The organism is Nonomuraea sp. MTCD27, from assembly GCF_041950495.1.
GTDB lineage: Bacteria > Actinomycetota > Actinomycetes > Streptosporangiales > Streptosporangiaceae > Nonomuraea.
Genome location: NZ_JBGNUW010000019.1, coordinates 289,968 through 303,321, shown reverse-complemented (window position 1 = coordinate 303,321; position 13,354 = coordinate 289,968). Strand labels below are relative to the sequence as shown.

Below are 13,354 nucleotides of genomic sequence, written 5' to 3'. Positions count from 1 at the left end.
GGCCCGGGGTCAGGGCAGGCGTGCGGCGAGGGACTGGGGGGCGATCCGGCGGTAGGCGTCCGTCACGATCTCCGCGATCTCCGCCCAGTCCACGTCCGGCACGTCCAGGTAGACCCCCAGCCACCCCCGATGCCCCACGTACGGTGGCCGGAAGAACCTCTCGGGGTCCTCCGCCACCATCTCCTCCTGCACCCCGGGCGGGGCCGCGCACCAGAACGCCAGCCGATCGTCATGATGGTGATCGGCGAACATCACGAACGTCTTCTTGCCCCTGACGAACCACGTCGGCTCCCCGTGCGAGAGCCGCTCGGTCGTCTCGGGCAGCGCCAGGCACAGGCCCCGCAGCCGCTCCAGGGCGTCCACGGCGGCCTCAGTTCGTCAGCGTGAGCGGGTTGACCAGGTCGGCGTAGACGAGCAGGCCCGCCATGATCATCATCACGATCGCGATCGCGTACGTCAGCGGCAGCACCTTGGCGATGTCCACGTGAGCCGGCTCCGGCCGCCGCATGATCCTGGCGAACGCCCGCTTGATGCCCTCCCACAGCCCGCCGGCGATGTGGCCGCCGTCGAGCGGCAGCAGCGGGATGAGGTTGAACATGCCGATCGCGAGGTTGAAGCCGGCCAGCAGGTTGATGAAGATGGCGATCTTCTTCTCGGTGGACAGCTGGTCGGAGGCCAGGATCTCGCCACCCATGCGGCCCGCGCCGACCACGCCCACGGGGCCCTCGGGGTCGCGCTCCTCGCCGGAGAAGGCCGCGTGCCAGACGCCGACCATCTTCTCCGGCAGGTTGAGCAGCGAGCCGGCCACCCTGGCCGTCAGCTCGCCCATGTAGCCGATGACCTGGCCCATGGTCTGCTGCTGCATGACCTCGGTGGGCAGCACGCCGAGGAAGCCGACGTTCTTGTCGATCTTCTGCGGGTCCTCCAGGTTGGGCCGGTCCTGGGCGATGAGCGTGACGTTGACCGTCATCGGCTTGCCGTCGCGGACGATGCCCAGCCGCACCGCGCCGGGACCGTGGGAGCGGATCAGGCGGGTGGCGTCGTCCCAGGAGCCGATCTTCTGGCCGTTGAAGGCGACGATGTGGTCGCCGGGCTTCATGCCCGCCTGGACGGCGGGGGTGGGCTTGTCGGTGGGCTTGCACTCCGTACGCTGCTCCGAGATCGGGATCACGCACGTGTTGGTCTCGGGCGAGACGATCGGGGCCAGCGTGGGCAGGCCGATGCCGACCAGCAGGATGCTGAAGAAGACGAAGGCGAGCACGAAGTTCATCGCCGGGCCGCCGGACATGATGATGACCTTCTGCCACCACTTCTTCCGGTAGAAGACCTTCTCCTCGTCGCCCGGCCGCACCTCTTCCTGGGCGGCGTCGCGGGCGGACTCGATCAGGCCCTGCCACGGGCCCGTCGCGGTGCTCCTGAGCTTGCCGGGCTCATCGCCAGGACGCGGCGGCAGCATGCCGATCATGCGGATGTAGCCACCGAACGGGATCCACTTGATGCCGTATTCGGTCTCGCCCTTGCGTCGTGACCACGCCGTCGAGCCGAAGCCCACCATGTACTGGGTCACCTTGACGCCGAACAGCTTGGCCGGGAGCAGGTGGCCGAGCTCGTGCAGCGCGATGGAGACCATCAACCCGAGCAGGAAGAGGACGATCCCCACGACGTAGAGCCAGTTCATCTAGGCGCGCTCCAGGCAGACGACAGGCGGACCGGAGGACAGACGAAAGGTCCGACAGCCCCAGAGTAGTCGAACTCGCCACACCGCACGGCTTACCGCTTTTGAAGAGCATTGACAGCCCGCGATCGGCCGATCACGCTAAGAGACGACGGAGGGGGACGTCTTGATCCGCATACTGATCGCAGAGCACCTGCCGTTGGTGCGCCGTGGCCTGCTCGCCACCCTCGGAGCCGAACCCGACCTGCGGGTCGTGGCCGAGGCCGAACGCGCGGAGGAGGTGGTGCGCGCGGCGAGGACCGCCGAGGCCGACGTGGCCGTCGTCGACCTCGACCTGCCGGGGCCTGCCGTGACCGACCGGCTGGCCGAGCACGTGCCCCGCTGCGGGGTGCTGATCCTGTCGGCCTCCCCCAATCCCGCCCAGGTGCGCGAGGCCCTGGCCGGTCCGGCGCTCGGGTTCATGAGCCTGTGCGTGCCGCCGGAGCGGCTGGCCGAGGGGGTGCGCCAGGTGGCGGCGGGAGAGCGGGCCATCGAGGCGGAGCTGGCCGTTGCGGCGCTGCAGTGCGCGACGAACCCGCTGACCCGGCGGGAGCTGGACGTGCTGCGGGTCGCGGCGGGCGGGGCGCGTTCGACGGAGATCGCCGACGAGCTCTTCCTGTCGGTCGGCACCGTACGCAACCACCTGTCGCGCATCATGTGCAAGACGGGAGCGCGGAACCGGCTGGACGCGGTGCGCATCGCGAGCGACAGCGGCTGGCTGTGACGGGTCCCCGGTGGAGCCGCGCCGCTCCGCCGGGGCCCGAACCTCTAGAGGATCTCAGGCGGACGGAGGCCCTTGCCAGTGACCGCCATCACGACCGGCCCATGTGAAACGTCACGGGTCTATGGCCGCCAGATGAGCACCAGCGCGCAGTCGTCGTTGTGTCCCGAGGACATGGCGTTCACCAGCGCCCTGGCGCCGTCGCGGAACCCCGAGGGCAGCAGCCGCTCCGCCTCGCCGAGCAGCCGGTCGAGGCCGGCGTCGATGTCGCGCCCCGGCTGCTCGATCAGCCCGTCGGTGTAGAGCAGCAGCGCGTCGCCCTTGCGCAGGGTGCCGCTGTCGGGCTCGCAGTGCAGGTCGGGAACCACGCCGAGCACCACGCCCTTGGCCGAGGCGACCTGCCAGTTGCCCGTGCCCGCGTCGAACTTGACCACCGGCGGATGCCCGGCCGAGGTGATCGTGTAGTCGCCCGTGGCCAGGTCGAGACGCACGTGCACGGCCGTGACGAATCCCTCGTCGCCGCGCTGCCGGTGCAGGTAGGCGTTGCACGCGGGCAGGAAGTCGTCGACCGAGCCGAGCAGCCCGCCGAACGTGCCCGACAGCAGCAGCGCCCTGGTGCCCGCGTCGACGCCCTTGCCGGACACGTCGACCAGGGCGATCTCGACGGAGTTGCCGTCGCGCATGGAGACCATGAAGTCGCCGCCGAAGGAGGACCCGCCGGCCTGCTTGAGCACCACCTTGCCGCCCCAGTCCTTCGGCAGCGCGGGCAGCTCGCCCTGGCTCCTGAGCCGGTCGCGCAGCTCCAGCAGCATCGCGTCGCCGCGCAGCCCCTGGACGCCGAGCTTGCCCCTGGTGCGGGCCATGAGCACGGCGAGCACGGTGGTGAACACGATCGTCACCGACAGCCCCAGCCCGACGCGGCTCGCGCCCAGCGTGGCCGCGACGTAGCCGAGCGCGACCCCGACCCCCACCAGCAACTTGACCAGGCTGCGCAGCCGGAGCTGGAGCCCGCCGACGAGGGTGACCAGGATGAGCAGCGAGGGCGAGAACCACTCGGTCGAGACCTCGGCCGCGAGGAACCCGATGACGAGCGCCAGCACGATCAGCGTGCTGAGCAGACTGCGGTCCCGGGCCAGCAGCACGCGCCGAACGAACCGGACGATGGGCACCAGAAACGGCACCCGCACCAGGACCGCACGGACCCGTGGCGGGATGAGCGGCGCCGGTCGGGAACTCATGATGCGCCTGACTGTATCGGTCTGACCCGTGTTTGGGCAGCCCACTTGACCAACGCCTTGATCATTAAGCACGTATATTGGGTGGCCCTTCCCCTTTGCCCGCTCCTACCGTGGACGGATGACGTATCCGATCCGTCCGATTGACGAGTCTGAGTGGCCGGCCTTCGCCGGAGTGCTCGAAGAGGCGTTCGGCTGGACGCCGCATCCCACGCAGGCCGGGCGATTCAAGGCGGAGACCGAGTTCGACCGCACGCTGGCCGCCTTCGACGGCGACACCATCGCCGGAGTCACCTCCATCTTCAGCCTCACGATGACGATCCCCGGCGGGCAGTTGCCCGTAGCCGGGGTGACCGCCGTCAGCGTGCTCCCCTCCCACCGGCGCCGGGGCGTGCTGTCCTCCTTGATGCGCAGGCAACTCACCGACATACGCGAGCGCGGCGAGTCCGTGGCCGCCCTCTACGCCTCCGAGGCGCTCATCTACGGCCGGTACGGATACGGCAGGGCCGCCGGCGAGCTGGCGTTCCGGATCCACAAGCACGCCTCGGCGTTCGTCCGCGAAGCACCCCAGGACCCGTCGCTCCGGCTCCGGGTCGCCAAGCCCGCCGACGTGCGCGGCGAGCTGGAGAAGCTGTTCGCCTCCGTCGTGACCCGCCGCCCCGGCCGGTACGAGCGCAGGTCCCAGACCTGGGACGGCCTGCTGGCCGACGAGGAGTTCGACCAGCGCGGCGCCGGAACGCTGCGCTCGATCCTGGCCGAGGACGACGGCGGCGTGCGCGGCTACGCCCTGTTCCGCATCAAGTCCTCCTGGGACGACAACGGCGTCCCCGACGGCACCCTGAAGCTGTACGAGCTGGAGGCGGCCGACCCGGCGGCCTACGCCCTGCTCTGGCGCAGCGTGCTGGACCGCGACCTGGTCACCAAGCTCGAGGCGGGCGGCAGGCCGGTGGACGACCCGCTGATCGCCCTGCTGGCCGACCAGCGCCAGCTCCGCGCGAGCTGGGCGGACGAGCTCTGGGTACGCCTGGTCGAGGTCGACCGGGCGCTGAGCTCGCGGGCCTACGCCGCTCCCGTGGACCTGGTGGTCGAGGTCGAGGACGACGTGTGCCCGTGGAACGCCCGCCGCTGGCGGCTCACCGCCGACCTGTCGGGGGCGGAGTGCAAGCCGGTGGAGGAGGAGCCGGACGTGACGCTGCCGGTGGCCGCGCTGGGGTCGGCGTACCTGGGTGACGGCCTGCTCGGCGAGCAGCTCGACGCGGGCCTGCTGCGCGAGCACAACCCCGGCAGCGTGCGCAGGCTGGCCACCGCCATGTCGTGGAGCCCGAAGCCCTGGGCGGGGCTGACGTTCTGACGGCGGGGGCGTTCTGGCGTAGGCTCGACGGCATGGCGCTGCAAAGTCTGCAGATCACGGCGGTCGTCGCCATGCGTGCCCGCGATGTGTCGAAGCCGTCGAAAGAGCAGCAGGAGGCCGCCGACCGGCGGCCCCTGCGTGACGAGATGCCCAGGCGCGACTCCAAGCGCAAGGGCTAGGGAAGCGAGGGCAGCTGGCCGATCGTCTCGTACGTGGCCAGCTGCGCGATCCGCCTGCTGTGGCGCTCGCTGCCGGAGAACGACGTGGTCAGGAAGACCTCCACGAACCTCGTGGCGTCCTCGACGGAGTGCATGCGGGCGCCGACGCTGACCACGTTGGCGTTGTTGTGCTCGCGGGCGAGGCCGGCCGTCTCCTCGCTCCAGGCCAGGGCCGCGCGGATGCCGCGCACCTTGTTGGCGGCGATCTGCTCGCCGTTGCCGGACCCTCCGATCACCACCCCCAGGCTGCCGGGGTCGCCGGCGACGCCCTCGGCCGCCCGCAGGACGAACGCCGGGTAGTCGTCCTCGGCGTCATAGACGAAGGGACCGCAGTCGGTCACCTCGTGCCCGTGGTCCTTCAGCCAGGACACGAGATGGTTCTTGAGCTCATAGCCGGCATGGTCGGCACCGATGTAGACACGCACCCGCCCAGTCTTCCACAGCCCCGCCGATCGGGCTCGCTGACTAGAGTAAGGGCCTCCACCGTTGTCCAGTCCTTACGAAAGCGAAAGCAGAGAGCCATGCGAGAGATCCGCGTCATCGGCGATCCGGTCCTGCGCACGCCCGCCGAGCCGGTGACCGACTTCGACCGCGAGCTGCGCCGGCTGATCGACGAGATGTTCCAGGCCATGTACGCGGTCAACGGCGTGGGGCTGGCCGGCCCGCAGATCGGCGTGTCGCGGCGGCTGTTCGTCTATGACATCGCCGGGCGCAAGGGGCACGTGATCAACCCGCTGCTCACCGTCGACGACCCCGAGGAGGTGCTCGACGAAGAGGGCTGCCTGTCCGTGCCCGACCGCCAGTCCCGCCAGCCGATCTACGCGACGGTCGGGCGCGCCGCGGGCGTCACGGTCGAGGGCCTGGACCGGCTGCAGCGGCCGGTACGCGTCAAGGCCCGCGGCTCTCTCGCCCGCTGCTTCCAGCACGAGACCGAGCACCTCGACGGCAAGCTGTACGTCGACCGCCTCCCGCGGAACGAAGCTCGCAAGATCATGCTCAGGGCATAGGGCGCAGAAATCGCAGCCTGTGCCGGCCCGCTGGACGCGGGCCACCATAGGCGCAGAAATCGCAGCCTGTGCCGGCCCGCTGAACGCGGGCCGGCATAGGTTGGCGGGATGAGCGTACTTTCCGGAAAAGGAGCATTGGTTACCGGAGGTTCCAGGGGCATCGGCAAGGCCATCGTGGAGCGACTGACCGGCGACGGCGCGGAAGTCGTCTTCTGTTACGCCAGCTCGGACGAGGCGGCGGAGCAGGTGGCCAAGGAGACGGGCGCGCACGCCGTACGAGCCGACCTCGGCGACAAGCAGGACCTGGCGCGGCTGTTCGCCGAGGCGGAGGCGCGGCTGCCCGGGGTGGACATCCTGGTCAACAACGCGGCGACCGCCGAGGCGCAGAAGCCCATCGCCGACATCACGGACGAGGACTACGAGCGGGTGTTCGCGGTGAACACCAGGGCCGTCTTCCTGGCCATCCAGTGGGCCGGGCGGGTCATGCGCGACGGCGGCCGGATCATCAACGTCTCCTCGCTCAACACACGGCTGCCCGCGCCGGCCCTGGCGCTCTACTGCGGCAGCAAGGGCGCCATGGAGCAGTTCGCCAAGGTGGCCGCGCGGGAGCTGGGCGGGCGCGGGATCACGGTGAACGTGGTCTCGTCCGGCGCCACGGACACCGACATGCTGCGGGGCGCCAACCCGCCGGAGGCGCTGGAGATGACGCCGACATTCACCGCGCTGGGGCGGCTGGGCAGGCCCGACGACATCGCCGCGGTGGTCGCGATGCTGGCGGGCCCCGACGGGCGCTGGGTGACCGGGCAGAACGTGCTGGCCACCGGCGGGTTGTTCCTCTGACCGTGCGGCACGGCGGGCCGGGACGCCCGCCGTGCCTCCCCCACGCCATGAGACCCACGAGGACCATGAGGCTAGAGCTGCAGTGACTTGACCTCGAGGTATTCCTCGAGCCCCTGCTCGCCGAGCTCGCGGCCCACGCCCGACTGCTTGTAACCGCCGAAGGGGGCCATCGGGTTGAACCGGCCGCCGTTGACGGACACCTGGCCCGTGCGCAGCCTGCGGGCGACCGCGACCGCGTGGTCCTCGGTGCCCGCCCACACGGCGCCGGCCAGGCCGTATTTGGTGCCGTTGGCGATCTCGACGGCCTGGTCCTCGGTCGTGTACGGGATCAGCGACAGGACCGGCCCGAAGATCTCCTCCTGCTCGATCGTCATGCCCGGCTCCACGCCCGCGAACACCGTGGGCTCGACGAAGTAGCCGCGCTCGTGCGGCCGGTCGGTGCCGCCGGCCACCAGCCGCGCACCCTCCTCCTGGCCCCGGTTGACGTAGCGGATCACGCGGTCGCGCTGGGCCGCCGACACCAGCGGGCCCATCCGGGTGGACTCGTCGAAGGGGTCGCCGACCTGGTAGCCGCGGGTGGCCTCGACGGCCAGGTGGACGGCCTCGTCGTACTGGTCGCGCTGGACGATCATGCGGCTCCACGCCGAGCAGGTCTGCCCGGCGTTGACGAAGCAGTTGGCCACGCCGACCTTGACGGCCAGGGCCAGGTCGGCGTCGGGCAGGATGAGGTTGGCGGACTTGCCGCCCAGCTCGAGCGCGACCCGCTTGACCGTCTCGGCGGCGAGCGCGGAGACCCGGCGGCCCGCGGCGGTGGAGCCGGTGAAGGAGACCATGTCGACCTCGGGGTGGGCGGCCAGCGCCTCGCCGACGACCGGCCCCCGCCCGCTGACCAGGTTGAACACGCCCGGCGGCAGGCCCACCTCGTCGAAGATCTCCGCCAGCGCGTACGCGGCCAGCGGCGCCACCTCGCTCGGCTTGAGCACCACGGTGCACCCGGCGGCCAGCGCGGGGGCGACCTTGCACACGATCTGGTGCAGCGGGTAGTTCCACGGCGTGATCGCCGCGACCACCCCGATCGGCTCCTTCACCACCAGCGAGTTGCCCACGCGGGACTCGCGCGGGTGGCTCTCGGCGAGCCGGGCGTAGGAGGCCAGGACGGTCGTGGGCATGAGCGTCTGCACCTTGAGCGCGAAGCCAAGCGGCGCCCCCATGTCGGTGGCGATGGTCTTGGCCACCTCGTCGGAACGCTGTTTCAGCAGCTCGGCCGCGTCGGCGAGCAGCTTGCCGCGCTCGGCGGCGGCTGTTCGTGACCAGTCGGGGAAGGCCTTTCTGGCAGCGCTCACGGCCGCCTCGACATCGTCGGGCGAGCCCGCGGGCACCCGGTCGATGATCTCTTCTGTGGCCGGGTTCACGACCTCGATGGGCTCGTCCGATGCCGAAGCGGTCCAGGAGCCGCCGATGTACAGCTGACGCATAGCCCCATCCTGACAGTGACCCGGGCCACAACGCGAGGCCATCCTGATTCGGGGATAAGCCCTTTCCACCGCGACCCGGCTTTTCTTCTCCCGGGTGGGATCAGTCGAACTGCGGGCGCTTGGTGCGCGTGCGCTTCAGCTCGAAGAAGTCGTCGTACTGGGTGACGGCCAGCACGCCGTCCCACAGCTTGCCCGCGTCGTCGCCACGGAGGATCTTGGTGATCACCGGACCGAAGAAGGCGTTGTCGCCGACGCGGATGATCGGGGTGCCGACCTCCTGGCCGACCAGGCCGATGCCCTCGTCGTGCGACGCGCGGATGATGCCGTCCCACTCCTCGGAGTGCATGGCCTCGGCGAGGCCGCGGTCGAGCCCGGCGTCCTCGAGCGCGCCCTCGATGACCTCGCGCAGGCGCTCCGGCTCCTTGCCGAGGCCCTGATTGTGCAGGCGCGTGCCGAGCCCGGTGTAGAGCGGCCCGACGACCTGGTCGCCGTGCTTGGCGGCGGCCGCGGCCACCACCCTGACGGAGCCCATGGCCTGGGCGGCGCGCTCGAGATAGTCGGCCGGGACGTCCTTCTCCTCGTTGAGGAAGTAGAGCGACATCTGCCGCCAGCGGGGCTCGATGGGCCGAACTTTCTCAACTTCGAGCAGCCACCGTGACGTAACCCATGCGAATGGGCAGGAAGGATCGAACCACAGGTCCACGGGAATCTTCTCTGTCATGTCTGCCCGTAACCTGAGGTGGTTCGGGTCCTATTCCCGGCATGGCAGGATACGGACAACCCCGACGAAGTGGTGAAAAGGAGCGCAACTTGGCAGGCAACCTGACCCGGGACGAGGCTCGTGAGCGCGCCCGGCTGTTGAAGGTCGAGTCGTACGAGGTCGCACTCGACCTTACGGAGGGAGACGAGCGCTTCGAGAGCGTCACGACGGTCCGCTTCGCCGGCACCCGTCCGGGCTCCTCCACCTTCATCGACCTGCACGGGGCCAACGTCCGCAAGGTCACCCTCAACGGCGAGGCCCTCGACGTGTCGGCCTACGACGCCGAGAAGGGCCGCTTCCCGCTCCCCTCGCTCGCCGAGTCCAACGAACTGATCGTGGACGCCGACTGCAGCTACATGCGCACCGGCGAGGGCCTGCACCGCTTCGTCGACCCCGTGGATCAGGGGGTCTACCTGCACAGCCAGTTCGAGACGGCCGACGCGCACCGCATGTACGCCTGCTTCGACCAGCCCGACCTCAAGGCCACGTTCCAGCTGACGGTGCTGGCGCCGGCCGGCTGGGAGGTCGTCTCCAACGCCGCCGCCTCCACCGTGACGGAGCTGCCCGAGCAGCCCGGCCGGCACGGCACCGTGCAGGCGGCGAGGCGGTGGGAGTTCCCGGCCACGCCGGTCATGTCGACCTACATCACCGCGCTGGTGGCCGGGCCGTACCACAAGGTGACCTCCGAGCACGACGGCATCCCGCTGGGCATCTACTGCCGGGCCTCGCTGGCCGAGCACCTCGACGCCGACAACATCCTGGAGGTCACCCGGCAGGGCTTCGACTTCTTCCACCGGGTGTTCGGCGTGCGCTACCCGTTCGGGAAGTACGACCAGCTCTTCGTGCCCGAGTTCAACGCCGGCGCGATGGAGAACGCGGGCTGCGTGACGTTCCTGGAGGACTACGTCTTCCGCTCCCGGGTCACCGACGCGGTGGTCGAGCGGCGCGCCGAGACGATCCTGCACGAGATGGCGCACATGTGGTTCGGCGACCTCGTCACCATGCGCTGGTGGGACGACCTGTGGCTGAACGAGTCGTTCGCCACCTACATGTCCGTGCTGGCCCAGGCCGAGGCCACGCGGTGGGGCAAGGGCGCGTGGACCACGTTCGCGAACGTGGAGAAGTCCTGGGCCTACCGCCAGGACCAGCTGCCCTCCACCCACCCCATCGCCGCCGACATCCCCGACATGCAGGCGGTCGAGGTCAACTTCGACGGCATCACGTACGCCAAGGGCGCCTCGGTGCTCAAGCAGCTCGTGGCCTACGTCGGCCTGGACAACTTCCTGGCCGGCGTGCGCGACTACTTCGCCGAGCACGCCTGGGGCAACACCGAGCTGAAGGACCTGCTCAACGCCCTGGAGCGGACCTCGGGCCGCGACCTGTCGTCCTGGTCGAAGGAGTGGCTGGAGACCTCCTGGGTCAACACGCTGCGCCCGGAGTTCGAGGTGTCCGGGGGCCGCTTCACCAGGTTCGAGGTGCTGCAGGAGGCGCCGGCCGACTACCCGACGCTGCGCTCGCACCGGGTCGCGATCGGCCTCTACGCGCTGGCCGACGGCAAGCTGACCCGGACCAAGCGGGTCGAGCTGGACGTGGTCGGCGCCCGTACGAACGTGGCCCAGCTCATCGGCGAGGAGCAGCCCGACCTGGTGCTGCTCAACGACGACGACCTGACCTACGCCAAGATCCGCCTCGACGAGGGATCGATGCGGACGCTGGTCGACGGCGGCATCGCCGCGTTCACCGAGTCGCTGCCGCGCGCCCTGTGCTGGTCGGCGGCCTGGGACATGACCCGTGACGGCGAGATGTCCACGCGCGACTACGTCAGGCTGGTCGTCTCCGGCGCCGGCACGGTCGCCGACATCACGGTCCTGCAGGCGGTGCTGCGGCAGGCGCGGATGGCCGTGCAGCAGTACGCCGACCCGGCCTGGCGGGCCGAGGGCCTGGCGCTGCTGGCCACCGAGCTGCGCTCGCTGCTCGGCTCGGCCGCGCCCGGCTCCGACCAACAGCTCGCCTTCCTGCAGGCGTTCGCCCCGGTGGCGACCTCTGAGGCGGACCTGGGCGTGCTGCGGGGCATCCTCGACGGCTCCGCGGTGCCCGAGGGGCTGACCGTGGACGCCGACCTGCGCTGGACGCTCGTGCACGCACTGGTCTCCGGCGGAGTGCTGGCCGAGGCCGACATCGACGCCGAGCTGGAGCGCGACCCTACGGCGACGGGTGAGCGCTCGGCCGCGCAGTGCCGGGCCGCGATCCCGACGGCCGAGGCCAAGGCGGCGGCGTGGGAGCGGATCGTGGGCGGCAAGCTGGCCAACCACATCGCCCGCACCACGATCGGCGGCTTCCAGGAGCCGCACCACCCCGAGCTGCTGGCCCCCTACCGGGACAAGTACTTCGCCGAGGTGGGCCGCATCTACCAGGAGTGGACGTTCGACCAGGCCTCGACGTTCGCCGTGGGCTGCTTCCCCTCGCTGCTCATCGAGCCGGCGACGGTGCAGGCGGCGCACGACTTCCTGGCGACCGGGCAGCCGCCGCAGGCGCTGCGCCGGCTCATCCTGGAGGGCGCCGACGGCGTGAGCCGCGCCCTGCGCAACCGGGAGAAGGACGCCGCGTCCGCCTGACCCCCGCCTGACCTGCGCAGCCGGTGGACCCGCGGGTCCGCCGGCTGCGCCGACTTGACACGGGCATCCGACGCGTGGTGTTAGCCTCGAACCGTGCTAGGCGCCGGGACCACCCTCAACGACCGCTACGTGCTCGGCGGCCGCCTCGGCGGCGGCGGCATGGGCGAGGTGTGGCGTGCCGACGACACGGTCCTCGGGCGCACGGTGGCGGTCAAGGTGCTCATGCCCGCGCTCACCGAGGACCCGACGTTCGCCCAGCGCTTCCAGAACGAGGCCAGGGCGATGGCCTCGCTGCGCCATCCCGGCATCGTCGACGTCTACGACTACGGCATCTGCGAGGTCGACGGGCGCCAGGTGAGCTTCCTGGTCATGGAATACGTGCAGGGCGAGTCGCTCGACCGCGTGCTGCGGCGCGGCCCGCTCGGCACCGAGGTCACCATGCGGCTGGTCGCGGAGGTCGCCGACGCGCTGGCCGCCGCGCACGCGCAGGGCATCGTGCACCGCGACGTCAAGCCGGCCAACCTCATGGTCCGGCCCGACGGCAAGGTGGTGCTCACCGACTTCGGCATCGCCCACTCGGTCTCGGCCGGTCATCTGACGGCCACGGGGACGATGTTGTGCTCGGCCGGCTACTGCGCTCCGGAGATGGCCACCGCCAGCGACGTGACGCCCGCGGTCGACATCTACGCCCTGGGCGTGGTGGCGTACGAGTGCCTGAGCGGGCATCTGCCGTTCCAGGGCGACACTCCCGTGCAGATCATCTTCAAGCACCTCAACTCCCCCATGCCCCGCCTGCCCGACGGCGTGCCGCCCGGCCCGCGGCAGGTGGTGGCGCGGGCGCTGGAGAAGACGCCCGACGCGCGCTGGCAGACGGCCCCGCAGATGGGCGAGGCCGCGCGCCGGGCGCTGACCACCCCAGGCGCGCTGCCCGCGCCCCACCGCCGGCGCACCATGCGGGCGGTGCTGACCATGGCCGCCGCGGTGGTCGTGTCCGCGGCCGTGGCCGGCTCGGTGTGGTTGCGGCCCGCCGAGCCGACGACCGGCGTCGAGGTCAGCCCGCCCAGCGTCAGCGGCACCGCGACCGACCTCGTCCCGACCTCGCCGTCGGCGACGCGGAAGCAGTCCGCGCCGCCCACCAAGCGCGTGCCCACCCCGCGGGCCACCCGGGCCACGCGCGTGCCGAGCCCCACCGCGTCGGCCACCGCGACCCCGACCGCGACGACGCCGACGGCCACCCCGACCACCTCCGAGCCGGAGCCGTCGCAGGAGCCGACCACGCCGGGCCCGGAGGAGCCGACGTCCGAGCCCACGATCAGCAGGCCACCCGGTGAAATTCAGTGCATCCGCGCCCCGTGCCCGGGATAGCACCCATGGGTTTCATGTCCGTAATAGCCCGCTGATCGTGAGAAAGTCATCGC

The 13,354-nt window shown here is 70.8% G+C and carries 13 protein-coding genes; 7 read left to right on the top strand and 6 right to left on the bottom strand.

Translation table 11 applies throughout. The annotated features are described in order from the left end of the window. Positions 1–9 precede the first annotated feature (9 nt). Both ACBJ59_RS44840 and ACBJ59_RS44835 read right to left on the bottom strand, forming a co-directional pair. On the bottom strand, positions 10–363 hold the full coding sequence (locus tag ACBJ59_RS44840; protein ID WP_375116191.1) for an MmcQ/YjbR family DNA-binding protein: 354 nt from the start codon (positions 361–363) through the stop codon (positions 10–12). Between the two features lie 7 nt (positions 364–370). After that, positions 371–1,678, bottom strand: coding sequence for an RIP metalloprotease (locus ACBJ59_RS44835; protein WP_375116190.1), 1,308 nt, complete (start codon positions 1,676–1,678; stop codon positions 371–373). A 163-nt stretch (positions 1,679–1,841) separates the two neighbouring features. On the opposite strand from ACBJ59_RS44835, the gene ACBJ59_RS44830 reads away from it, so the two are divergent. Next, on the top strand, positions 1,842–2,438 hold the full coding sequence (locus tag ACBJ59_RS44830) for a LuxR C-terminal-related transcriptional regulator (RefSeq protein WP_375116189.1): 597 nt from the start codon (positions 1,842–1,844) through the stop codon (positions 2,436–2,438). A 119-nt stretch (positions 2,439–2,557) separates the two neighbouring features. Here ACBJ59_RS44830 and ACBJ59_RS44825 read toward each other — a convergent pair whose 3' ends face one another. Beyond that, positions 2,558–3,673, bottom strand: a complete 1,116-nt coding sequence (locus ACBJ59_RS44825; protein WP_375116188.1) for a PP2C family protein-serine/threonine phosphatase — start codon at positions 3,671–3,673, stop codon at positions 2,558–2,560. Between the two features lie 118 nt (positions 3,674–3,791). Between ACBJ59_RS44825 and ACBJ59_RS44820 the strand changes: the two genes are divergently transcribed. Together ACBJ59_RS44820 and ACBJ59_RS44815 are read left to right on the top strand one after the other, a co-directional pair. Then, entirely contained in the window at positions 3,792–5,021 is a 1,230-nt protein-coding gene (locus ACBJ59_RS44820) for a GNAT family N-acetyltransferase (RefSeq protein ID WP_375116187.1), read from the top strand. Between the two features lie 32 nt (positions 5,022–5,053). After that, complete coding sequence (locus ACBJ59_RS44815; protein WP_357856309.1) at positions 5,054–5,200, top strand: hypothetical protein; 147 nt, start codon at positions 5,054–5,056, stop codon at positions 5,198–5,200. Here the strand turns inward: ACBJ59_RS44815 and ACBJ59_RS44810 are convergent. Continuing rightward, positions 5,197–5,664: a ribose-5-phosphate isomerase gene (locus ACBJ59_RS44810; protein ID WP_364127340.1), complete on the bottom strand. Its 468-nt coding sequence runs from the start codon at positions 5,662–5,664 to the stop codon at positions 5,197–5,199. The genes ACBJ59_RS44815 and ACBJ59_RS44810 overlap by 4 nt on opposite strands. Before the next feature lie 96 nt (positions 5,665–5,760). Here ACBJ59_RS44810 and def point away from each other — a divergent pair, with 96 nt between their 5' ends. Together def and ACBJ59_RS44800 are read left to right on the top strand one after the other, a co-directional pair. After that, positions 5,761–6,246: a peptide deformylase gene (gene def, locus ACBJ59_RS44805; RefSeq protein ID WP_375116186.1), complete on the top strand. Its 486-nt coding sequence runs from the start codon at positions 5,761–5,763 to the stop codon at positions 6,244–6,246. 135 nt (positions 6,247–6,381) lie between these two features. Next, complete coding sequence (locus ACBJ59_RS44800) at positions 6,382–7,086, top strand: SDR family oxidoreductase (protein ID WP_375116185.1); 705 nt, start codon at positions 6,382–6,384, stop codon at positions 7,084–7,086. A gap of 71 nt (positions 7,087–7,157) precedes the next feature. Here ACBJ59_RS44800 and ACBJ59_RS44795 read toward each other — a convergent pair whose 3' ends face one another. Continuing rightward, positions 7,158–8,561, bottom strand: a complete 1,404-nt coding sequence (locus ACBJ59_RS44795) for an aldehyde dehydrogenase family protein (RefSeq protein ID WP_375116184.1) — start codon at positions 8,559–8,561, stop codon at positions 7,158–7,160. Between the two features lie 100 nt (positions 8,562–8,661). After that, positions 8,662–9,282 carry a disulfide bond formation protein DsbA gene (locus ACBJ59_RS44790; RefSeq protein ID WP_375116183.1) on the bottom strand — a complete coding sequence of 207 codons (621 nt, stop codon included), beginning with the start codon at positions 9,280–9,282 and terminating at the stop codon, positions 8,662–8,664. 89 nt (positions 9,283–9,371) lie between these two features. Between ACBJ59_RS44790 and pepN the strand changes: the two genes are divergently transcribed. Continuing rightward, positions 9,372–11,936, top strand: a complete 2,565-nt coding sequence (pepN, locus tag ACBJ59_RS44785; protein ID WP_375116182.1) for an aminopeptidase N — start codon at positions 9,372–9,374, stop codon at positions 11,934–11,936. Positions 11,937–12,029: 93 nt separating this feature from the next. Further along, a complete protein-coding gene (locus ACBJ59_RS44780) occupies positions 12,030–13,301 on the top strand; it encodes a protein kinase (RefSeq protein WP_375116181.1) in 1,272 nt (423 codons plus the stop codon). Positions 13,302–13,354 lie beyond the last annotated feature (53 nt).

Coding starts and splice junctions, on each gene's coding strand:
- ACBJ59_RS44820 (WP_375116187.1), top strand. CDS start 3,792: ATGACGTATCCGATCCGTCCGATTGACGAGTCTGAGTGGCCGGCCTTC.
- ACBJ59_RS44815 (WP_357856309.1), top strand. CDS start 5,054: ATGGCGCTGCAAAGTCTGCAGATCACGGCGGTCGTCGCCATGCGTGCC.
- ACBJ59_RS44795 (WP_375116184.1), bottom strand. CDS start 8,561: ATGCGTCAGCTGTACATCGGCGGCTCCTGGACCGCTTCGGCATCGGAC.
- def (WP_375116186.1), top strand. CDS start 5,761: ATGCGAGAGATCCGCGTCATCGGCGATCCGGTCCTGCGCACGCCCGCC.
- ACBJ59_RS44790 (WP_375116183.1), bottom strand. CDS start 9,282: ATGACAGAGAAGATTCCCGTGGACCTGTGGTTCGATCCTTCCTGCCCA.
- ACBJ59_RS44835 (WP_375116190.1), bottom strand. CDS start 1,678: ATGAACTGGCTCTACGTCGTGGGGATCGTCCTCTTCCTGCTCGGGTTG.
- ACBJ59_RS44825 (WP_375116188.1), bottom strand. CDS start 3,673: ATGAGTTCCCGACCGGCGCCGCTCATCCCGCCACGGGTCCGTGCGGTC.